The sequence below is a fragment of the Tepidiphilus margaritifer DSM 15129 genome, assembly GCF_000425565.1.
In the GTDB taxonomy this organism is placed as follows: domain Bacteria; phylum Pseudomonadota; class Gammaproteobacteria; order Burkholderiales; family Rhodocyclaceae; genus Tepidiphilus; species Tepidiphilus margaritifer.
Genome location: NZ_AUDR01000015.1, coordinates 157,139 through 178,992 on the forward strand (window position 1 = coordinate 157,139; position 21,854 = coordinate 178,992).

The following is a 21,854-nucleotide window of genomic DNA, read 5'->3' on the forward strand; positions in this document are numbered from 1 at the left end:
ACGTAACGCACGTGCGCCCAGGCTCGATCAAAAGCTCACAGCCTGCCCTCCACCGCCTCCCTCGGCAGCATGTGTTTCACGTCATACACCACCCCGCCCGCCTTCAGCCACGCACGGATCGCCCCTGCTCCCATCTCGCGGTATTGGCGGTGCGCCACGGCGAGCACAATGGCGTCGTAGGTGCCGAGCTTTGGCTTCAGGGTGAGTTCGAGTCCGTATTCGTGCCGAGCTTCTTGCGGGTCGGCCCAGGGGTCGTGCACGTCGACGTTCATGCCGTAGTCTTGGAGTTCGGCGATGAGGTCGATCACGCGGGTGTTTCTGAGGTCGGGGCAGTTTTCCTTGAAGGTGAGCCCGAGCACGAGCGCGCGGGCGCCTTCGACGGGGCGGCGGCGTTTGATGAGGAGTTTGACCACGCGCCCGGCGACGTAGGCGCCCATGGCGTCGTTGAGCCGGCGCCCGGCGAGGATGATCTCGGGGTGGTGCCCGACTTCTTGCGCTTTGTGCGTAAGGTAGTAGGGGTCGACGCCGATGCAGTGCCCGCCGACCAAGCCGGGGCGAAACGGCAGGAAGTTCCACTTGGTGCCGGCCGCTTCCAGCACGGCTTGGGTGTCGATGCCCAGTTTATCGAAGAGGATGGCGAGTTCGTTGATCAGCGCAATGTTGACGTCGCGCTGGGTGTTTTCGATCACCTTGGCGGCTTCGGCCACCTTGATGCTGGGGGCCTTGTGCGTGCCGGCGGTGATGATTTCGCGGTAGAGGGCGTCGACGCGCTCGGCGGCTTCGGGCGTGGAGCCGGAGGTGACTTTCTTGATGGTGGGAAGGCGGTGCTCGGGGTCGCCGGGGTTGATGCGCTCGGGGCTGTAGCCGACGGTGAAGTCGCGGTTGAAGACGAGGCCGGAGGCGCGCTCCAACACCGGCACGCAGTCTTCTTCGGTGCAGCCGGGATAGACGGTGGATTCATAGATGACGAGATCGCCCGGTTTGAGCGCTTTGCCCACCGTTTCACTGGCCGCGAGTAGCGCGGTGAGGTCGGGGCGCTTGTGCCGGTCGATGGGCGTGGGCACCGTGACGATGAAGACGGTGCAGCGCGCGAGTTCCGCCGAGTCGTCGGTGAAGCGGAGGTGACGGGCGGCGGCGAGTTCTTCGGCGGAAACTTCGCGCGTGCGGTCGAGCCCGCGACGCAGTTCTTCGATGCGGGTGCGCTTGAGGTCGTAGCCGATCACGGGGCGGCATTTGCCGAATTCGACGGCGAGCGGCAGGCCGACGTAGCCGAGGCCGATTACCGCCAAGGGGGCGGCTGGAGAAGAGGGTTGGTCAGTGGGATGTGCGTTCATGGAGCAAATACGTCTTCGAGACGCTGCGCATCGAGCACCCGGTCAAGCCAGGTTTCCAGCTCGTCAGGCGTGGCATGCTTCAGGCGCTGCTGCACCCAGCCGGGCAGAGGGCCAAAGCGGCGCGTGAGCATGCGCTGCAGCGCTAGCGCTTCGCCTTCGAGGCGTCCTTCGATTTTTCCTTGTAGCAGCGCACTCTGCTCGCGCTGTTTCATCTGTTCTTTGATGCGTTCGGCGAATTGCATGGTCACTTCCCCCAGGTCGTAGGATTCGGGCACGTCGAGCTCGGGTTTGAGGTCTCGTAGCAGGTACTCGCGTATCCAGAGCGCGAGAATACGCTGAAGTTCCGGATCGCACGCGAACCAGGCGCGCATCGCTGCGCCCAGCCGAGCGATGTCTTCAGCCGTCTCTTGCCGCTTGAGCCGGATGGTGGCAGCCACGGCGTTTTGTAGGCTCGCGAGCACTTCGTCACTATAGGCGTTTTCATCGACGAGGAAGTAGGCAAGCCGCGGCAGGTAGTTTCCGAGGATCCCCGGCGGGTGCTCGGGCAGGAGCTCGGCGAGGTCGGTGGGGGCGCGCCAGCGCTCTTCGCCGGTGTAGAAGACGATCGGCAAGACCGGCGGTAGGCGTCTGCCTTGGACTCGTCCACCCTTGATGAGGTCTTGGTAGAGCAGCCCCACGTAGGTGAGCATGCGCACGGCCATCCAGGGGTCGACGCTGCTCTGGAATTCGATCAGGAAGTAGAGGTAGAGCCAGTCTTCGCCGGTCTTCACCCGCCAGAGGACGTCGTCGGCGCGCTCGCGCAGGTCGTCGCTCACGTAGCTTGCGGGGATTTTTTCCAGGGTGGTGAAGTCGAGCCGCTTCATCCAGTCGTCGGGGATGAAGCCTTCGACGAGGTGCTGCACCACCTTGGGCGATGAGAAGAGGTGTTTGTAGCTGGCGTCGTGTCGGGCTTTCATAAAGCATTATAACCGATCTTCATGAATTTGGCATGCCATTTTTCAACGTAGGCATCCGCTCCACCACCTCGCTCAGCCCCGAGACCCGTTGCGCTTCCGGCAAGGAGGAGAGATCCTTGTCCTGTCCTGGCGGCACGACGAGGTAGAGGGAAGGAATGCCCGCGGCGCGGCCGGCTTCGAGGTCGCTGAGCTTGTCACCCACCAGGAGCGAACGGGACAAGTCGATGCCGTGCTCTTGGGCAGCACGCAGGATCATACCGGGTTCGGGCTTGCGGCAGGAGCAGGCGATGGCATAGTCCGACACGCTGCCTTGAGGGTGATGCGGGCAGTAATAGATCCCGGTAAGCTCGATGCCCTGTTCGCGCAAGAAAGCACGCATCCGTTCGTGCAGGGCGAGGACGTCGGCTTCCGAGCACAGGCCGCGGGCGACGGCGGATTGATTGGTGATGACGACGAGGAGATAGCCTTGCTGCTGCAGCCGGCGCAGGGCATCGATCGCACCGGGCAGGAAGGAAAAGTCTTCCCAGCGATGGACGTAGCCGCGATCTTCGTTGAGGACGCCATCGCGGTCGAGGAAGACGGCCGGTTTGCCGTTCATGCTCGGTCTCAACGCCCCTGCCCTCCTCTCATCTGCTCGAAGAGCTTGAGCACGGCGATCGAATCTTCCTCGCCTAGACCAGCGCCGACGAGGGCGTTGAACCATTGCGCGGCCACCGCCGACAGGGGCGCGGGAACACCACTGCGGTGGGCTTCGTCGAGCACGATGCGCATGTCTTTTTGGTGCATCCAGGCCTTGAAACCCGGGCGGAAGTTGCGCTCGAGCATGCGGGCGCCATGGTTTTCCAGGACACGGGAGTAGGCCGAGCCGCCCAAGAGCGCCGTGCGCACGCGGCTGGGATCGACGCCTTCGGAGCGAGCGAGGTTGAAGGCTTCGGCCACGGCCACCACGGTGACGCCAGTGAGGATCTGGTTGCAGGCTTTGGCGACTTGTCCGGCGCCGCTTTCGCCGATCCAGGTGATGGTGCGCCCCATGGCTTCGAAGAGCGGTCGTACGGTGGCGAAGGCGGCTTCGTCACCGCCGACCATGAAGGTGAGCGTGCCCTCGATGGCGCCGATCTCGCCACCGGAGACGGGGGCATCGAGCAGGCACACGCCGCGCTCGGCCAGCCGCGCCGCGATGCGGCGTGCCGCTTCGGGCGCGATGGTGCTGCAATCGACGTGGATGTGCCCCGGCTGGGCACCGGCGGCCACGCCGTGTTCGCCCAGCGTGACTTCTTCCACATCCGGGGCGTCGGCCACCATGGAGAAGGTGATGCGCACGGCGCGGGCGAGTTCGGCCGGGGAATCCGCAGCAATCGCACCAAGCGCGATGAGCGGCGCCATCGATTCACTGCGCCGCGCCCAGACGTGCACCCGGTGCCCCGCGCGCAGGAGGTTGAGCGCCATGGGGCGCCCCATCAGACCGAGACCGATGAAACCGACGTCCATGAGATGTTCTCCTTCGTGCTGAAGCGAAATCAAGGCAAGGGAACGGGTTTGCCGACTGCATAACCTTGCAGAAAATCGACCCCGAGTTCCGTAAGGCAACGGGCGAGCTCGGGAGTGCTGACGAATTCGGCCACGACCTGCATCTCGGTTTCGTGGGCGAAGTGGACGACAGCGGCAACGACTCGTCGGACCTTGTCTTCTCGCACCACCTTGGTGACGAGCGAGCCGTCGAGCTTGAGGTAATCGGGCGAGAGTTCGACGAGCGTGGCCAGGTTGGAGTAACCGCTGCCGAAATCATCGACGGCGAGCTGCGCGCCGTAGCGCCGGATGTCTTCGGTGAAGGCGCGCACTCGGGCGAAATCCTTGATCGCCTCGCTCTCGGTAATCTCGAAGGTGAGCCGCTCTCCTTCGTGTTGCTCCAAGCGTTCGAGAAGATAGGCGTAAGTCTCGCCGTCGGCGAGGTCGATCGCCGAGAGGTTGACGGAAATTTGGCTGCCCGTGCGTCGGGCCGCTTCCAAGGCGAGGTCGAAGACACGCCGGGTGAGTCGACCGTAATGGGCCGTGGGTTTGATGATGTCGAGGAATGCGCCGGGACAGAGGATCTGACCATTGCGGTCGTGCAGGCGCACCAGCGCCTCGTATTTGGGCACGGCCAGGGTGGATCGCACGGGGACGATGGGTTGGAAGTAGCAAAGAATGCGGGATTCGGCCAACGCTGCCTTGACTTCGTTGATCCAGAAGCGGTTGTTGAGGTAGGACTGATCATGGGCGTTGAAGACGAGAATGCGGTCGCGCACTCCTTCTTCTTTGGCTTTGTGCAGCGCCGCCTCGGCAAGCGCGAGCAGGTGATCCTCGCCCACCGCCATGCCGAAATAAAGGTCGATGTCGACCTCCTCCCCGTCCATCCCCGGCATGGGCAGACTGCGCAAAGCGCGGCCGGCGGCCAGGAGTTCGGCCTCGAAGGCCGCAAGCGGCAGCCCCGGCGGGGGAATGAAGGCAAAGCCTGCGCCGTAGTCGCGATAGACGCGAATGCCGAGCGGTTTGAATCGCTGCTGCAGACGCACGGCCAGTTCGATGATCACCCGATCACCCGCTTCGAAGCCGTAGTAATCATTGATCGATTTGAAGGCGGCGACGTCGGCCAAGGCGAGGAGATGGCATCGACCGCGTTCGAGATCGTCGATGAGCTGGTTGCGGTTGGGCAGGCCGGTAAGGCGGTCGGTGCGCTGCTGCGCGAGGAGCTGCTGGCTGACGATGATCTCGGTGACGTCCTCGGCGATGCCGATGTATTCGACGATTTCGCCATTCTCGTCGAGCAGAGGGATGATGGTCGCCTTTAGATAGTAGGTGCGCCCTTCCTTGCTGCGATTCTGGATGATGCCGCGCCAGATCTGCTTGTCCGTGATGGTGCGCCACAGCTCTTCATAGACCGCCCGCGGCATGTCGGGGTGGTGCAGGAGGCGGTGGGTGTGGCCGATGAGCTCATCGGCCCGATAGCCGCTGACCCGCTCGAAGAGGGCGTTGACGTAGGTGATGCGCCCTTGGAGGTCGGTACGCGAGACGATGGCGCTCTGATCGAGGGCGTAGCGGTACTGCTCGAGAAAGGTGAGGGATTGGGAGAGCTCTTGGGCCGTGACGTCGCTGAGCCGGGCGAGCGCCCGCAGCGTGAGATTGGGTTCGGGAAGATGGCGCTGCAAGGGGATGGGATGCGGCTGGATCGTGTCCGTTTCGGCGAGCACCACCACAGTGCAGGTCATGTTCAGCAGGCGGTTGTCCCGCGGCAGATGGAAAAATTCGCCATAGGTAAAGAATCCCGCCGCCGGCGCCACGGCGGCAAGGGGAGCGAGTTCGAGCGGGGTGTGCTCCCCGAGATAGAGCCGCCGGCCGAGGCAAGAAAAAACGTAGACGGCCTCGGCGGGCACGCTGCGGGTGATCTGCTGCGCGGTGGCGTGAGCGCGCTCGAGGAGGGTGAAGATGTCGCCGACGCCGAAGCGCACCGGCTGTTCGGGGCGCAGGGTTCCGCCAAAGCGCAAGGCGCCATCCTCGCTCAACCCCACGGGAAGGCGGGCGACGTCGAGGCCGCGTTGGCGGGCGATGAGGGGGAACGAGGCCAGCGACAGAGGGATCTGCTGCAGGACTTCTTCGCCGAGGTAGTGGCGATACACGTCGAGCACGGGCTTGCCGTCGATCTCGTAGACGCATTCACCGCGACTGCGCGTGAGGCGCATGGGCTTGCCCGCCGGGGTGAAGTTGAGGAGCGACTCGGTGCGCAGGCGCAAGCGCTCCCCGCTCAGGGCGGCGAGCACCATGCCGCGGGAATGGACTTCATTGCCGTGGATGACGAAGGAGCTCCGAAAGAGGACGGTGTCGGCAGCGATGCCGCCGGCCACGACCAGATCGGGGGCGGTGCGTGCGAGCCCTTCGAGGAAGGCTTCGGGATTTTCATGCAGGATGTTGCCGAATGCAAGGAGCAGCCGAACTCCGCGGGCGGCGAGTTCGGCGCCGAGCCGCTCTCCGTCCGCGGCCTCGGCCTGGGGAAGGTGGTGCGTTTCGATCTCCGTGTGCTCGAAGATCGACACCGAGAGTACGATGCCTTCGTCGTGGATGTGCTCACCGCCGATCGCTCCGGCCGTGGACGCGCCGATCACGGCAAAACCGCGCAAAGCCTGCAGGCGGTCGAGTACGGGACGCAAGGTCTGCGGCTCGACCCCCGCGGTGAAGACCTGGACGAGCCCCCGCCGGCGGGCAAGGCCGTGCGTGTCGATGAACGCATCGAGTTCGGCGGCGTCGCGATAGACGTGGATGAGGTGTTCCATCGGGCTCTCTGGGGACGGGGATAGGCCCCCAACAAGGCGTAACTATACCCGACGAACGCCTACTTATCTTCTCATGGCATAAGGTTCACGCGCGGAAGGATTGCTGCAGCCCCTCTTCGGCCTGACGCGCGACTTCGAGGAGAAGTTTCGCCTTTTCTTCGCTGTCGCTCGCCCGCTCGGCCGCCCCGTCGGCCGCCTGTGCCGCCTGTTCGACCTGTTGGGCGAGCAGTTGCGCCGCCTTGGCTTGCTCCTCGATGGCGTGCGACATGGAAGAGACGGCCTCGCGCGCTGCGTCGATCGCCGAGGAGATGGCGCGCAGTTCGCCTTCGACACTGGCGGCGAGCGTCTCGCCCTCCTCCACCCGCTCGCGTACCTGGGCCATCTGGGCGCTGGCGTCGTTGGATTGCTGCTGGACCTGGTCGATGATCTCGCGGATCTCGCGGGTGGACGCGGCGGTGCGTTCGGCGAGCTTGCGCACTTCATCGGCGACTACGGCAAAGCCGCGCCCGTATTCTCCGGCCCGCGCGGCTTCGATGGCGGCGTTCAAGGCGAGGAGATTGGTCTGGTCGGCGATTTCCTGGATCGTCTGGGCGATCGAGGAAATGTGCTGCGCTTGTTCGATGAGGGCCGACACGGAAGTTCCCGCCCGTTGCGTGATCTCGACGATGTCGCGCATCTGGTGCGCCGTGCGCTCGATGATGGCCACGCCGGCCAGGCTGCGCTGCTGTGATTGTATGGCGCGCTCGTCGGCGAGGTGCGCCATTTCGTTGAGCCGGTCGATGTTGGCCGAGAGTTCCTCGATGGCGGCGGCCATCTTCTCCGAATTCTCGGCGGCCAAGGCGGCGGCACGACGGGCTTCGGCCGCGTCCGTGCTTTGTTCTTCCGCGGCGGAGCGTACCCGGGCCAAGACGGCCCGCTGGGCGAGGACCAGGTCGCGGATGGCGTCGCGCAGGCGCCCGATGGCGGCGATGATGCGGCCGAGTTCGTCGTCGGAGGCAGGCGGCAATACCGCGGTGAGATCGCGCCGATCGACCACCGCGCCCACCGCCTCTTCGGCCTCGGCCAAACGGCGGCGCAGCATGCGATCCATCACGATGCCCAACGCCAGCGCAAAAGCGACCAGCGCCGCAGAGGAGACCGTCACCAAGGTGGACCAGAACGCCGCTTCACGGCGATATTTTTCGAATTCCTCGTCGTTGGCCTTTTCACGCCAGACGATGCGTTGATCGAGCCTGGCCTTGATGTCGCGCCAGGCGGGATTGAGCTCTTGTAGCAGGATTTGGCGCGCCGCCTCGACGTCGCCGCGATCTACGGCCGCCTGCAGCCGCTGCACGGCCGGCACGACGCGGTTCTTCCAATCGGCGAGCATCCCTTGGAGGTCTTCCCGGACTTCCTTGCGCCGGGCCTTGGCGATGACTCCTTCGAGCAGGCGGGGAAATTCATCCACCCCTTTGCGCAAGTTTTCCTTGGCCTGCGCATCCTCAGGGAGCAGCACGACCCCCCTGGCGGCGGCCTGCAACTGGATGCCCGCGCGGTTCGCCTCGCGCATGTCGACGGTGTTGGGCAGAATGACCGTCTGCGTCGTGAGCAGGTGCCCGGCGAGCATGTCGCGCGTGTACCAGGAGACCCAGCCCGTGGCCCCGCTGCCGAGGACGATCGCCCCCATGCTGGCCATGAGGGCGGTTCGCAGTTTGATCGCCATCGCTTTGCTCCCAGAGATTCGAGGTTCTATCTACTTCGTTGGTTATCGACCACTGGAGGAAAAACTTGAGCCCCAGCCGGCCTTGGCACGAACTTTTTGCCTTGCCGCGGCATCTGAATGGTCAGGACGGCGCATGCTATGATTGATCGTTTCAATTCTCGCGGGGAATATCGGTGATCGTCGTCGATCTGCTGTGCGCTGCGGCGCACCGTTTCGAGGGGTGGTTCCCCTCGGCCGAAGCGCTGGAATCGCAACTGGCGCAGGGTGCGGTGCATTGCCCGCTGTGCGGCAGCCAGGAGGTGCGCCGCCTGCCCAGCGCACCCTATGTGCACACCGGCGAGCGCGGCGGAGAAATGCGCGAACCTTCCCTGCCAGCGGCCGCGCCGGCGCCCCCTCCCCCCGCCGAAGATGCGCGTCTGGCGCACCTGTGGCAGACCCTGCGTGCCCTGGGGCGACAAGCCGAGGACGTAGGGGCGCGTTTTCCCGAAGAGGCGCGCCGCATCCACCGCGGCGAAGCCGATGCGCGTCCCATCCGGGGTCAGAGTAGCGCCGAGGAATTTCTCTCCTTGCTCGAGGAAGGCATCGAGGTATTGCCTCTGCCGCCACTCGACGAAGACATGCATTGAGCCATAAGCGCCAAGCCTCAATGCGCCTCGGCATCGAGCCGTACCACCAGCGCCTGTAATTCCCCGGAGATTTCTACTGGGTAGGGTGGCGCGTCTTCCAAGGCACGCAACGGCTGCGGAAGCGTACTCAACTGGGCCGCAGCGTGCTCGCGCGCCGCCCTGAGCCCGGCGAGCGTATCGAGCCGACGTCCACCACGCATCACGGGAACGAGTAGCGGCTCCCCGTCGTTCACCTCGTGCGCCAGCCCCACCACGTCGCCCGCCATGCGTCCTTGGGCATCGTAGCGACGCCACACTTGTTTGCGTCCCGGCCAGGTCGCCTTGCCGGCGGAGCGTTTGCGGCGCGGTTTACCGGCGTATTCCTCGAGCTTGTAAGCGCAGTCGAGATAAGGGACGTCGGCAGAGGTGTCGAGCTTGGTGCCGATGCCGAAGCCGTCGATGGGCGCGCCCTGGGCGAGCAGCTCGCGCACGCGGTATTCGTCCAGATCGCCACTGGCGAAGACGATGGTGCGCTGCAAGCCCCCCTCGTCGAGGATGCGACGCACGCGGCAGGCGAGTTCACCCAGATCGCCGCTGTCGATGCGCACCCCCTGAATGCGGATTCCCTCGGGTTCGAGTTCCTTGGCGAGCGCCACCACCTTGCGCGCGGCGGCTTCCGTGTCGTAGGTGTCGATGAGCAGCACCACGTTGGCCGGCTGCGCTCGGGCGAAATCGCGGAAAGCCTCCATCTCGTCGTCGTGCGCTTGGATGTAAGAGTGCGCCATGGTGCCGTAGAGCGGAATGCCGTAGCGCTGGCCGGCGAGCACCGTGGCCGTGCCGGCAAAACCGGTGAGCCAAGCCGAACGCGCCGCGAGCACGCCAGCTTCGGCCCCATGCGCGCGGCGCAGGCCGAAGTCGACGAGGGTCTTTCCCGGAGCGACGAGCACCGAGCGCGCGGCCTTTGAGGCGATGAGGATCTGCAGGTGCAGCAGGTTGATGAGCCGGCTCTCGATCAACTGCGCTTGCGGCAAAGGCGCGGTGATACGCACCACCGGTTCGTTGGGAAAGAAGACCGTGCCTTCGGGCATGGCCTCCACGTCGCCGGTGAAGCGCCAGCCGGCCAGCCAATCGAGGAATTCCGGCGAGAATCGGCCGCTCGCGCGCAACCAGTCGACCTCGTCGGTGCTGAAACGGGCCTGTTCGAGCCATTCGACGAGCGGTTCGATGCCGGCGGCGACGAGGAAGTTACGGCCGGGGCGCAGTTTGCGCACAAAGAGTTCGAACACGGCGGTGTCGTGCATGCCGCGCTCGAAATAGCCCTGCAGCATGGTGAGCTGGTAGAGATCGGTCAAAAGCAGACTGTGTTCGCTGTCCATCAGGGGTCCTTTCTTTTGCTCATCCTTTGATGCACACGAGCGGCACGAGCTTGGCCACTTTGCGCGCGAGCCCGGCGCGATCGGCCGCATCGACCACGGCGCTCACGTCTTTGTAGGCGTCGGGCGCCTCTTCGGCCACGCCGCGAAACGAGGGGCTGCGCACGATCACACCGCGGCGCGCGAGCGATTCGACCACTTCCCTTCCCTGCCAGCGCTTGAGCGCCTGCTGCCGGCTCATCGCGCGGCCGGCGCCGTGGCAGGCCGAGCTGAACGCGAGCGCCTCGCTCTCTTTGGTGCCGACGAGCACGTAGGAGGACGTACCCATGCTGCCGCCGATGAGCACCGGCTGCCCCACCGGGCGCAAGGCCTCGGGCAGCTCGGGATGCCCCGGACCGAAGGCGCGCGTGGCCCCCTTGCGATGCACGTAGAGCGTGCGCCGGCGCCCGTCGACCTCGTGCGTTTCTACTTTGCAGGTGTTGTGCGAGACGTCGTAGAGGAGCGGCAGCGAGAGGCCGGGGAAGAATTGGGCGAAGACGCGGCGCGTGAGGTGCGTGAGGATCTGGCGATTGGCGAGCGCGCAATTGATCGCCGCGCGCATTGCGCCCAGATACCGTTGCCCGACGGGCGAGGTGATCGGGGCGCAAGCCAACTCCCGATCCGGCAGAACGATGCCGTAGCCCTTTGCCGCGAGCGCCATCTCCTTGAGATACTCGGTGCCGATCTGGTGCCCCAGGCCGCGCGAGCCGCAGTGGATGCTCACCACCACCTGGTCGCGCACCAGGCCAAAGGCCGCCGCCGTGGCCTCGTCGTAGAGCTCGGCCACACGCTGCACTTCGAGGTAGTGGTTACCCGAACCGAGCGTGCCCATCTCCTCGCGCTGACGCTTCTTGGCCTGCGTCGAAACGGCCTTGGGATCGGCCCCGGCCATGCAGCCGTGCTCCTCGATGCGCTCCAAATCGGCCGCCTCGCCATAGCCCTGCGCCACCGCCCAGCGTGCCCCGCCGCGCAGCATGGCATCCATTTCCGCATCCGAGAGCCGGATCTGACCCGTGCTGCCCACCCCGGCCGGAATCGCCGCGAAGAGGGCTTCGGCCAAGGGTTCTTGAACTGCGAGGATCGCTTCGACCGGCAAACCCGTGAGCAGGCAGCGCACGCCGCAGCTCACGTCGAAACCGACGCCGCCGGCCGAAACGACGCCGCCTTCGTCCGGATCGAACGCAGCCACTCCGCCGATGGGAAAGCCATAGCCCCAGTGCGCATCGGGCATGGCGTAGGAAGCGCGCACGATGCCGGGCAGCGTGGCGACGTTTTCCGCCTGCTCGCGCACCTTGTCGTCCATCGCCTGCAGCAGCGTCTCGTCGGCGAAGATCTCCACCGGTACGCGCATCGCCCCGCGCGGCGCGAGCCGCCAATGACAGGGGCCGAGTCGTTCGAATCCTTTTATGTCCATGGCTCGTCTCCCTATACGTCCACGACGCATTGTGCGATCCATTCTTCCCCCTGCCGCGCGACCTGGAGCGCGGTGAACGTCGCCCCTTTCGGCTCGACCGCCGGCTGGTGCCGCGACCGATCCACCGGTTCGCCCCAGGCGGTGGCCTCCAGCCGATCGCCTTCAATGCGCACCTCGTAGCAGGAAAAGAGCATGTGGCGCGTGGCCATCTCGTAGATCAGGGCATTGAGCCAGTCGACGAGGAGGAACTCCGGATCGGGCGCCTCGCAGCGGATCGCCACGGGAATGCGCGGCGCGACGAGGGCCGGGTCGGTGACGATGGCCGTGAGCGCGAGCGCCGCCTGCGCGAACGCCTCCGCGAGCGTGGCGCCGCGCCCGCGCACGCCGATGTCTGCTTCATGTTCGAAGTGTTCCCAGGCGCTCATGGCTCTCCTTGGTGCTCCATGGGGGATGCATCTTGCGGCCATCCCCCCGAAACCTGCGCCGCCTGCAGCAGGCGCCGTGCCAGATTGCCACACACCAGCTCGCACAGAGCATAGACCGAGGGATCGGCGATGCGGTAATAGACGGTCGTGCCCTGGCGCCTGCGCTCGAGCAGTCCCTGTTTGGTCATGAGCGAGAGGTGGCGCGAAATGTTGGCTGCAGTATAGCCGCAGCGCTGCGCGATTTCACCGACGTTGCACTCTCCCTCCTGCAGCAGGTTGAGGATGTGCAGGCGCGTGGGCTCCGAAAGTACCTGGAAATAGCTCGCCACCTGCGCCATGATCTCGGGAGGAATTTTTTCCATGGACGGGCTCCGTTGCAGCAATCGATGTCGCGATTCGAACACCACTTGACTATTTAGTCAAACAGTCAAATAATGGAATCGAAAGGGCGGCTCGAAGAACCGTCGCGAGCGGCGGCAGGGCAAGGCGCCCGGAGCGCAGGATGCGAGACATATCATCGATAGGCGAGCATCCGAGCACCGCGCAACGCCGCCATGCGGCCGCGCAGTAGGTTATTCGAGCCGTCCAAAAGAATGCCCGCCAGGAGAAGGAGGAGAACATGGGACCGAGGCGCATCGCCCTGCTGGCGTTCCTTGCCGGCCTGCTGAGCCATGGCGGGGGGCTGCTGGCGGCGCCCGGGGCCGAACTCGAGGCCGTACCAGTGCAAGTCGAGCGCGAGTCCGCGCGCCACAGCGCCGAGGGCACGGTCGAGGCGGTGCGCGACACGCTGATGACGGCGCAGGTGGCCGGGGTGGTCGTCGCCCGGCCGGCGGAAGTGGGGCTGCGCGTACGGGCCGGTGAAGAACTGGTGCGCATCGATCCGCGCGCCGCCGAGGATCAGGCCGCGGCCAGTGCGGCTCAGGTCCAGGCCGCCCGCGCCGAGCTCCAGGTCGCTCTCAAGGAATACGAGCGCCAGCGCCGCCTCTTCGAGAAAGCCTATATCAGCGAGGCGGCGCTCGACCGCGCCCGCGCCCAGCGCGATGCGGCCCAGGCGCGTGTGGCCGCGCTCGAGGCACAAGCCAAAGCCGTGCGCACGCAGGCAGGATACCATCGGGTCACCGCACCCTACGACGCCATCGTGAGCGAGGTGCCGGTGGTGCTGGGCGAGACGGCTCTTCCCGGCCGGCCGCTGGTGCGCCTCTACGATCCGGGCGCGCTGCGCGTCACCGCCGTCGCCGCCCAGGGCGAGGCGAGCACCCTGGTACCGGGGGGAACGGTAGACGTGGAGGTTCCCGGATTTCCTGTCTTGCATCTTCCCGCCGAACGGGTGCAGATCTTTCCCGCGGCGGATCCTTCCACCCACACGGTCCAGCTGCGTCTGGCGCTTCCGTCCGAGGTGCATGGCCTCAAACCGGGGCTCTTCGCGCGGCTCTCCTGGCGCAGCCCGGGCACGGGCGAAGGGCGGCGTTTCCTCGTGCCGGCGAGCGCCGTGGTGCGCCGCGCCGAGATGATCGGCCTCTACGTGCTCGATCGCGACGGCAAACCCATACTGCGGCAAGTGCGTCTGGGTCGCGCCGAGGGCGAGCGCATCGAGATCCTCAGCGGGGTCGACGAGGGCGAGCGCGTGGTGACGGACCCCGAGCGCGCCGCGCGGGGGCGCTGAGATGGACGCCCCGCGCCCGCTCGGCCTCTCCGGTCGCATCGCCGCGCAATTCCAAAGCGCGCAGATCACACCGCTGCTCGCGCTCATCGCCCTGCTCATGGGGCTCTTCGCCGTGCTGGTCACGCCGCGCGAAGAGGAACCGCAAATCAACGTGACCATGGCCAACGTCCTCATTCCCTTCCCCGGGGCGGCGGTGGCCGACGTCGAGCAGATGGTGGCTTCGCCCGCCGAACAGGTGCTTGCCCAGATGGAGGGGATCGAACACGTCACCTCCGTCTCGCGCCCGGGTCTGGCCATCCTCACGGTGCAGTTCAAGGTGGGGGTGCCGCGCATCGTGGCCCTGGTGCGGCTGCACGACACGCTGCGCACCCATACCGATTGGCTGCCGCGCGACCTGGGCGTGCTCGAACCGATCATCAAACCCAAAGGCATCGACGACGTGCCCATCGTCACGCTCACGCTCTACGCCACCGACCCGCAGCAGGGGGCGTTCGATCTCGAACGCGTCGCCCACAGCATGGAGATCGAGCTCAAGCGGGTACCTGGCACGCGCGAGGTGCAGACGATCGGCGGACCCGGACGGGCCGTGCTCGTGCGCCTCGATCCGGCGAAGATGGCCGGCAGCGGCGTCACCGTCCAGGATCTCTATGCCGCTCTGCGCTCGGTCAATGTCGGCCTGCCGGCGGGGGAACTGGTGCAAGGAGATGCCACCGTCGCCGTGGAAACTGGACCGTTCCTTGCCAGCGCCGAGGAAGTGGGCGAACTGGTGGTGGGCGTGCATGAGGGTCGTCCGGTCTTCCTGCGCGAGGTGGCGGAAGTCGAAGACGGCCCGCCTCCACCCGAACGCTACGTCTGGCACGGCCGCGCCGAGGCGGCGGGCGGGGGGGAATTCCCCGCGGTAACGATCGCCGTCACGAAGAAACCCGGCGAGAACGCCATCGACGTGGCCGAGGCGGTGATCCGTCGCGCCGAGATGCTGCACAACACCATCGTGCCCGCCGGGGTGGAGATGACGGTGTCGCGCAACTATGGCATCACCGCCAACGACAAGGCCCAGACACTCATCAAGAAACTGCTCTTCGCTACGGCCTCGGTGGTGGCGCTCGTCTTCTTCGCCCTGGGGCGGCGCGAGGCGGCCATCGTAGGGCTCGCCGTGGTACTCACCCTCATGGCCACGCTCTTCGCCTCCTGGGCCTGGGGGTTCACGCTCAACCGCGTCTCGCTCTTCGCGCTCATCTTCTCCATCGGCATCCTGGTCGACGACGCCATCGTGGTGGTGGAGAACATCCACCGCCATCACCTGCTGCAACCGGACGCGCCGCTCGCGCGCCTCATCCCGGCCGCGGTGGACGAGGTGGGCGGCCCCACCATCCTCGCCACTCTCACGGTGATCGCGGCGCTGCTGCCCATGGCCTTCGTCACCGGCCTCATGGGCCCCTACATGAGCCCCATCCCGATCAACGCCAGCATGGGCATGCTCATCTCGCTCGCCATCGCCTTCACCGTCACGCCGTGGCTGTCGCGTCTGTGGCTGCGCGGACACGGCCAGGCGAAGACTGGCCTCTGCGAGCGCATCACCCCGCTCTTCGAGCGCATCTTCCGGCCGCTGCTCGACGAGCGGCGCGGGGCAAGGAACCGAGGGTTACTCGCCCTTCTCCTGCTCGCGGCGATCGGCATATCGCTCGCGCTGCCGGCCACGGGGCTCGTCCTCATGAAGATGCTGCCCTTCGACAACAAATCCGAATTCCAGGTGGTGGTGGACCTGCCCGCCGGCACGCCGCTCGAGCGTACCGCGGCGGTACTGCACGAGTTGGGCGCGTTTCTCGCCCGCCAGCCCGAGGTGACCGACTACCAGGCTTATGCCGGCACCGCCTCGCCCATCAATTTCAACGGACTGGTACGCCAGTACTACTTGCGCGCTGGCGGCGAGGTCGGCGACCTGCAGGTGAACCTCGTCGACAAGCATCTGCGCCACGAACAGAGCCACGCTATCGTCACCCGGCTGCGCCCGGCGCTGCAGGAGATCGGGCGGCGCATGGGCGCCAACGTCAAGGTGGTGGAAGTGCCGCCGGGTCCGCCGGTGCTCTCGCCCATCGTCGCCGAGATCTACGGCCCAGAGGCCGCCGGGCGCAGGGCCGTGGCCAAGGCCATGCGCGCCGTGTTCGAGCGCACCGAGGGCATCGTCGACATTGACGACAGCACGATCGCCGAGGCGCCGAGAAAACTCCTCCTCGTCGACCGGCGCAAGGCGGCGCTGGCCGGTATCTCGCAACAGGCGATCGTCACCACCCTGCAGGCGGGGCTGGCCGGACTGCCGTCGACCTACCTGCACGACGCGAGCAAATACCCGGCCCCCGTCGTGCTGCAGCTGCCCGCCGAAGCCCATGGCGAGCTGGACGCGCTGCTGCGGCTCGCCGTGCGCGGGCCCGACGGGCGGCTCGTGCCGCTGCGGGAACTCGTCACGGTGAGCGACACGCTGCGCGAAGAGCCCATCTACCACAAAGACCTCCTGCCGGTAGTCTATGTCGTCGGCGACATGGCCGGACACATCGACAGTCCTCTCTATGGCATGTTCGCCATGCGCGGCGCGATCAGCGAGATCGTCGCTCCCGACGGAGGCCACCTCGAGGAGCACTTCATCCGCCAGCCCGGGGATGCGCTGCGCGGCTACAGCTACAAGTGGGACGGCGAGTGGCAGATCACCTACGAGACCTTCCGCGACATGGGCGCCGCCTACGCCGTGGGGCTGGTACTCATCTACCTGCTGGTGGTGGCGCACTTCGGCTCCTATCTCGTGCCGCTCGTCATCATGGCGCCGATTCCGCTCACCCTCGTCGGCGTGATGCCGGGGCACGCCCTGCTCGGGGCGCAATTCACCGCCACCAGCATGATCGGCATGATCGCGCTCGCCGGAATCATCGTGCGCAACTCCATCCTGCTCGTCGATTTCATCCGGCTGCAAGTGAGCGAAGGCGTGCCGCTCGAGCGGGCCATCGTGCGCTCGGCGATCACGCGCGCCCAGCCGATCTTACTCACGGCCCTGGCGGCCATGATCGGCGCGCTCTTCATCCTCGACGATCCGATCTTCAACGGCCTGGCGATCTCGCTCATCTTCGGCATCTTCGCCTCGACCCTGCTCACCCTCGTCGTCATTCCCACCCTCTACTACATGGCCTACCGCCGTTCCCGTCCCGACCAAGGAGAACCATCATGACGTCCTGGCGCATCGTCCGCATCATCGCCGGCACTTTCATCCTCGTCTCGCTGCTCTTGGGCGCGCCCGCGAGTCCCTTCTTCATGAGCCAGTGGTGGCTCGCCTTCACCGCTTTCGTCGGCCTGAACCTGCTGCAGAGCGGCTTCACCCGCTGGTGCCCCTTGGAAATCATCCTGCGCAAGCTCGGCGTGCCGGGCGGCTGTTGAAACCGGAGGACGCCGCGATGCGCCTGTCTCCCTGGTCGGCCCTGCTGCTCGCCCTGCCGCTGCCCGCGGCGCATGCCCTCGACTTGATGCAAGCCTGGCAGGCAGCGCGCGAGCACGACCCCCGCATGGCGATGGCCCAGTCTTCGCTAGAAGCCGGACGCACGCAGCGCGAACAGGCGCGTGCCCTGTGGCGCCCGACGGTGAGCGTGGGCGGCGGCGCGGGGGTGCGTTCGCTCGAATCCGACACGAAAGGAGCCTACTTCGCCGCCCCCGGTATGACGCCTTCGCGGCACGTCACCTTCAAGACCTCGATCGACAACGGAACCGCCACCCAGTGGAACGTCACGGCGCGTCAGCCGCTCATCCACGGCGAGCGTTCGGCGCAGAGCGAGCAGCTCACGCTCGGCGCGGACGCCGCCGAAGTCGAATGGCAAGGTGCGCGCCAGGAATTGATGCTGCAGGTGGTCGAGAGTTACTTCCAGCTCGTCGTGGCCGAACGCCGGCAAGCGTTGCTGCACCGCCAGCTGGAGGCGGTGGAACGGGCGCTTGCCGAGGCCAAGGATCGCTATGCCGCCGGCGACCTGCCCATCCTCGACACGCACGAGGCCACCGCCCGCGCCCGCACCCTGCAGGCGCAGCTCGTGGCCGCCGAGAGCGAACGGGAAGTCGCCCAGGCGGCGCTCGCCGACGCCACGGGTCTGGAGCCGGATGGGCTCGATCCCCTGCCGCCTTCGGCCAGTGTTTTATCCCCCGAGCCGCTCGAACCGCTGGCGCACTGGCAGGAGGCGGCACTCGCTGCCAATCCCCTGCTACGCCTGGCGCAGGCCAAGGTCGAGATCGCTCACAAGGAAGTGGAGAAATACCACGCAGCGGCCGATGCCACGGTCGAGCTCGTCGCCCAGGCCGGGCGTGACTACGTGAGCGGCGACGGCGACTACGGTTCGTCCAGCGTGAGCCAGACGCAGCACGTGATCGGCGTGCAGGTCAATGTCCCCCTCTACACCGGGGGATACCGCAGCGCCAAGCTGCAAGAGGCGCTCAAGCTCGAAGATCGTGCCCGGGCCGAGCTCGAATGGATGCGCCAGCAGGTGGGTCAGCAGGTACGTGCCGCCTGGCTTGCCTTGCAGACGGCCCATGCGCGCGTGACCGCCCTCGAAGAAGCAGTCACGGCGAGCGAGGCGCGGCGCGATGCCACCCGGCTCGGACACGAGGTGGGCGATCGCACCACGCTCGATCTTTTGAACGCCGAGAACGATCTCGACGCGGCACGGCTCGCGCTGCTGCAGGCTCGTACCGAAGTTTTGCAGAACCGGCTGAAGCTGCAGGCGCTCGCCGGACGACTGGACGAAGAACGGCTCGCGGCGGTCGACGCCGCGCTGCAACGCTGACTTTCACGAGGAGAGGAGAGACCCACCATGGCCCACATCGTCATCATCGGCGCCGGCACCGGCGGAATGCCCTGCGCTTACGAAATGCGCGAACGGCTCGGCAAGGCCCACGACGTCACGCTCATCAATGCCGTCGACTACTTCCAGTTCGTCCCCTCCAATCCCTGGATTGCCGTGGGCTGGCGCCAGCGCGATACCACCACGTTTCCCATCAAGCCCTATCTCGACAAGAAAGGCATCGGTTTCGTCGGCCACCCGGTGACGCGCATCGATGCGGAAGGCAATACCGTGGAAACCGCCGACGGCCAGCGTATCGGCTACGACTATCTCGTCATCACCACCGGCCCCAAGCTTGCCTTCGAAGAAGTCCCCGGCGCCGGCCCCGCGGCCTACACGCAGTCGGTGTGCACGGTCGACCACGCCGAAAAAGCGTGGCAGGAATACCAGAAATTCCTCCAGGATCCGGGGCCGGCCATCGTCGGCGCATTGCCAGGCGCCTCCTGCTTCGGTCCGGCCTATGAATTCGCCTTCATCCTCAACAAGGACCTGCAACGGCGCAAGCTGCGCAACAAGGTGCCCATCACCTTCGTGACCAGCGAACCCTATGCCGGACACCTCGGTTTGGGCGGAGTGGGCGATTCCAAGCTCCTCATGGAAAGCGCCATGCGCAGCAACGACATCAAGTGGATCACCAATGCCAAGGTCACGCGCGTCGAAGACGGGAAGATGTTCGTCACCGAGGTGGACGACGAGGGGCAGCCGAAGAAGGAACACGAACTCCCCTTCAAATTCAGCATGATGATCCCCGCTTTCAAAGGGGTCGATGCCGTGGCCGCCGTCGAGGGGCTGTGCAACCCTCGCGGGTTCGTGCTCATCGACGAATACCAGCGCAGCAAGAAATACCGCAACATTTTCGCCGCCGGCGTGTGCGTGGCCATTCCCCCGGTGGAAGTCACCCCCGTTGCCACCGGCGCGCCCAAGACCGGCTACATGATCGAGACCATGATCTCGGCCATCGTCGAGAACATCGCCGCCGAACTCTCCGGCAAACCGGCCACCGCCAAGGGAAGCTGGAATGCCATTTGCCTGGCCGACATGGGCGACACAGGCGCGGCCTTCGTGGCGCTGCCGCAGATCCCGCCGCGCAACACCAACTGGTTCAAGATGGGCAAGTGGGTGCACCTTGCCAAGATCGCCTTCGAGAAATACTTCCTCTACAAGATGAAAACCGGCAGCTCCGAGCCGATCTACGAGAAGTACATCCTGCGGCTCTTGGGCGTGGACCGACTGGAGCAATGAAACGGCCCACAGACGAACACGCCGACCACCTCAGCAAAGCAGGGTCGGCGTGCAAATGAAGATGGAGCGGGAAACGAGACTCGAACTCGCGACCCCGACCTTGGCAAGGTCGTGCTCTACCAACTGAGCTATTCCCGCGTAAATTCTGGAGGCGCGGGCCGGAATCGAACCGACGTCCAAGGATTTGCAGTCCTCTGCATAACCACTCTGCCACCGCGCCGTAGACGCCGATTCCTGACGGACTCGCGCCCGAAGTAACCGGTTGGAGCGGGAAACGAGACTCGAACTCGCGACCCCGACCTTGGCAAGGTCGTGCTCTACCAACTGAGCTATTCCCGCTCACGAGAAGCGTAATTGTAAATAAACGCCTCACCCTTTGTCAATAGTCAGCCCTGCGATCTGTAAGAGCAGGATAGTAATGCCCACTCTGGGCAAGATGAAAATGTCCGCATCGGATTGATGGGGGGTTCCGATGGAACGGATCGAGATGAGTGGCAAAGCGCTCAAACGCCCGGAGGGAATCAGCGACATGACCGCCTCTACTGCCCCCTCCGAGCGAGAGTCGTGCAGCACTTGGAATTTGTCCGACTTTTCCCGACCAAGCGCGATCCCTGAGCTGCGGTTCTTGCTACACTAGGCGGTATCCGCATCCTACGCAGTCGCACGAGGAGCGCCGTTCCGATGCCCCGCGGTTTCTATTTCATCATGGCCGCGCAATTTTTTTCCGCGCTGGCCGACAATGCCCTACTGATCGTCGCGATGGGAATCCTGCGCCAACTCGAGGCGCCGCCCGAATACGAGCCGCTCCTCAAGCTCTTCTTTACCCTCTCCTACGTGTTGCTCGCCGCCTTCGTGGGCGCATTCGCCGACTCCATGCCGAAGTGGCGCGTGATGCTCATCACCAACACGATCAAGATCGTCGGCTGCCTGCTGATCGTCTTCGGCGTGCACCCCCTGCTAGGCTATGCCATCGTCGGCGTGGGGGCGGCGGCCTACTCGCCGGCCAAATACGGCATCCTCACCGAATATCTGCCGCATCGCCTGCTGGTGGTGGCCAATGGCTGGATCGAGGGGCTCACGGTCGGGGCGATCATCCTGGGGACGCTGCTGGGCGGTGCCCTCGTCGCTCCGGGCCTGGTTGCCCGGTTCGACGCCTGGTTCCCGTGGTTGCACAACGGCCTGTGGGTCTCTCTGCTCGTGGTCGTGCTGGTCTATGGGGCCGCGGCGCTGTGTAACCTCTACGTGCCCGACACCGGGGTGGCGCACGTGCCGCTCAAGAAGAATCCTTTGTATCTCCTGCATGAATTCGGCCATTACTTCCTGCTGCTGTGGCGCGACAAGCTGGGGCAGATCTCTCTGGCGGTGACCACACTCTTCTGGGGAGCAGGGGCAACCTTGCAGTTCATCGTGCTCAAATGGGCAGAGGTGAATCTCGGCCTGCCGCTCTCGCAGGCGTCGATGCTGCAAGGGGTGGTGGCCGTGGGCATCGCGGCGGGGGCGGTCGCGGCGGCCAAATGGGTGGCGCTACGCGACGCCCCGCGGGTGATTCCCCTGGGAATCGTGATGGGATTCGCAGCGATCGGCATGATCTTCGTGCATTCGCTCGCCTTGGCAGCGGTCCTCATGATCGCCATCGGGGCGCTCGCCGGCTTTTTCGTGGTGCCGATGAACGCGATGCTGCAACACCGCGGCCATGTCCTCATGGGCGCGGGGCATTCGATCGCGGTGCAAAATTTCAACGAGAACCTCGCCATCCTGGTGATGACCGGCCTCTACGCGTTGCTTTTGCGCTACGATTTGCCGGTCCACCAAGTGATCACGCTCTTCGGGCTCTTCGTGGCCGGAACGATGATTGCCATCTGGGCGTGGCATCGCGCCAACCAGCGCCGTATCGATTCGCTCCACTTGCTGGAGATGGTCGAGCGGCATTGA

At 65.7% G+C, this 21,854-nt stretch carries 17 protein-coding genes and 3 tRNA genes; 7 read left to right on the forward strand and 13 right to left on the reverse strand.

All coding sequences use genetic code 11. The annotated features are described in order from the left end of the window. Positions 1-35 precede the first annotated feature (35 nt). The 6 genes from tviB to H607_RS12860 all read right to left on the reverse strand — a co-directional run bounded on the left by tviB (position 36) and on the right by H607_RS12860 (position 8,296). Complete coding sequence (gene tviB / locus H607_RS0104915; protein ID WP_037989598.1) at positions 36-1,334, reverse strand: Vi polysaccharide biosynthesis UDP-N-acetylglucosamine C-6 dehydrogenase TviB; 1,299 nt, start codon at positions 1,332-1,334, stop codon at positions 36-38. Next, entirely contained in the window at positions 1,331-2,290 is a 960-nt protein-coding gene (locus H607_RS0104920) for an Rpn family recombination-promoting nuclease/putative transposase (RefSeq protein ID WP_028874512.1), read from the reverse strand. Before H607_RS0104920 ends, tviB begins: the two co-directional genes overlap by 4 nt. A gap of 19 nt (positions 2,291-2,309) precedes the next feature. Beyond that, complete coding sequence (gene gmhB, locus H607_RS0104925) at positions 2,310-2,888, reverse strand: D-glycero-beta-D-manno-heptose 1,7-bisphosphate 7-phosphatase (RefSeq protein ID WP_028874513.1); 579 nt, start codon at positions 2,886-2,888, stop codon at positions 2,310-2,312. A gap of 8 nt (positions 2,889-2,896) precedes the next feature. Beyond that, positions 2,897-3,778 (reverse strand): NAD(P)-dependent oxidoreductase, encoded by an 882-nt coding sequence (locus H607_RS0104930; RefSeq protein WP_028874514.1) that lies wholly within the window; start codon positions 3,776-3,778, stop codon positions 2,897-2,899. A gap of 29 nt (positions 3,779-3,807) precedes the next feature. After that, positions 3,808-6,594 carry a bifunctional diguanylate cyclase/phosphodiesterase gene (locus H607_RS0104935; protein WP_028874515.1) on the reverse strand — a complete coding sequence of 929 codons (2,787 nt, stop codon included), beginning with the start codon at positions 6,592-6,594 and terminating at the stop codon, positions 3,808-3,810. Positions 6,595-6,679: 85 nt separating this feature from the next. After that, complete coding sequence (locus H607_RS12860; RefSeq protein ID WP_028874516.1) at positions 6,680-8,296, reverse strand: methyl-accepting chemotaxis protein; 1,617 nt, start codon at positions 8,294-8,296, stop codon at positions 6,680-6,682. Between the two features lie 173 nt (positions 8,297-8,469). Here H607_RS12860 and H607_RS0104945 point away from each other — a divergent pair, with 173 nt between their 5' ends. After that, positions 8,470-8,922: a DUF1178 family protein gene (locus H607_RS0104945; RefSeq protein ID WP_028874517.1), complete on the forward strand. Its 453-nt coding sequence runs from the start codon at positions 8,470-8,472 to the stop codon at positions 8,920-8,922. Between the two features lie 17 nt (positions 8,923-8,939). Here H607_RS0104945 and H607_RS0104950 read toward each other — a convergent pair whose 3' ends face one another. From H607_RS0104950 to H607_RS11790, 4 genes are read right to left on the reverse strand one after another with little or no spacing between them, the layout of a single operon-like run. Further along, positions 8,940-10,277: a nicotinate phosphoribosyltransferase gene (locus H607_RS0104950; RefSeq protein WP_028874518.1), complete on the reverse strand. Its 1,338-nt coding sequence runs from the start codon at positions 10,275-10,277 to the stop codon at positions 8,940-8,942. Between the two features lie 19 nt (positions 10,278-10,296). Continuing rightward, positions 10,297-11,727, reverse strand: a complete 1,431-nt coding sequence (locus H607_RS0104955) for an RtcB family protein (protein ID WP_028874519.1) — start codon at positions 11,725-11,727, stop codon at positions 10,297-10,299. 11 nt (positions 11,728-11,738) lie between these two features. Continuing rightward, the gene (locus H607_RS0104960) at positions 11,739-12,152 is read right to left on the reverse strand and encodes an archease (RefSeq protein ID WP_028874520.1); all 414 of its coding nucleotides are present in this window, start codon (positions 12,150-12,152) and stop codon (positions 11,739-11,741) included. Further along, complete coding sequence (locus H607_RS11790; protein ID WP_051240671.1) at positions 12,149-12,514, reverse strand: ArsR/SmtB family transcription factor; 366 nt, start codon at positions 12,512-12,514, stop codon at positions 12,149-12,151. Before H607_RS11790 ends, H607_RS0104960 begins: the two co-directional genes overlap by 4 nt. A 257-nt stretch (positions 12,515-12,771) precedes the next feature. On the opposite strand from H607_RS11790, the gene H607_RS0104970 reads away from it, so the two are divergent. From H607_RS0104970 to H607_RS0104990, 5 genes are read left to right on the forward strand one after another with little or no spacing between them, the layout of a single operon-like run. Continuing rightward, on the forward strand, positions 12,772-13,815 hold the full coding sequence (locus H607_RS0104970; protein ID WP_028874521.1) for an efflux RND transporter periplasmic adaptor subunit: 1,044 nt from the start codon (positions 12,772-12,774) through the stop codon (positions 13,813-13,815). 1 nt (position 13,816) lies between these two features. Further along, on the forward strand, positions 13,817-17,029 hold the full coding sequence (locus H607_RS0104975; protein ID WP_028874522.1) for an efflux RND transporter permease subunit: 3,213 nt from the start codon (positions 13,817-13,819) through the stop codon (positions 17,027-17,029). After that, positions 17,026-17,235 (forward strand): YgaP family membrane protein, encoded by a 210-nt coding sequence (locus tag H607_RS0104980; RefSeq protein ID WP_028874523.1) that lies wholly within the window; start codon positions 17,026-17,028, stop codon positions 17,233-17,235. The genes H607_RS0104975 and H607_RS0104980 overlap by 4 nt, the downstream gene beginning before the upstream one ends. Positions 17,236-17,252: 17 nt before the next feature. Then, positions 17,253-18,623 (forward strand): TolC family outer membrane protein, encoded by a 1,371-nt coding sequence (locus tag H607_RS11795; protein WP_037989604.1) that lies wholly within the window; start codon positions 17,253-17,255, stop codon positions 18,621-18,623. Between the two features lie 27 nt (positions 18,624-18,650). Continuing rightward, complete coding sequence (locus tag H607_RS0104990) at positions 18,651-19,922, forward strand: NAD(P)/FAD-dependent oxidoreductase (protein WP_028874524.1); 1,272 nt, start codon at positions 18,651-18,653, stop codon at positions 19,920-19,922. 62 nt (positions 19,923-19,984) lie between these two features. Here the strand turns inward: H607_RS0104990 and H607_RS0104995 are convergent. The 3 genes from H607_RS0104995 to H607_RS0105005 all read right to left on the reverse strand — a co-directional run bounded on the left by H607_RS0104995 (position 19,985) and on the right by H607_RS0105005 (position 20,261). Continuing rightward, a tRNA-Gly gene (locus H607_RS0104995) sits at positions 19,985-20,060 on the reverse strand. An 8-nt stretch (positions 20,061-20,068) separates the two neighbouring features. Beyond that, positions 20,069-20,142: transfer RNA gene (locus tag H607_RS0105000), tRNA-Cys, on the reverse strand. Positions 20,143-20,185: 43 nt separating this feature from the next. Further along, positions 20,186-20,261 (reverse strand) — tRNA-Gly (locus H607_RS0105005). A gap of 342 nt (positions 20,262-20,603) precedes the next feature. Here H607_RS0105005 and lplT point away from each other — a divergent pair. After that, positions 20,604-21,854 (forward strand): lysophospholipid transporter LplT, encoded by a 1,251-nt coding sequence (gene lplT, locus H607_RS0105015; protein ID WP_028874526.1) that lies wholly within the window; start codon positions 20,604-20,606, stop codon positions 21,852-21,854.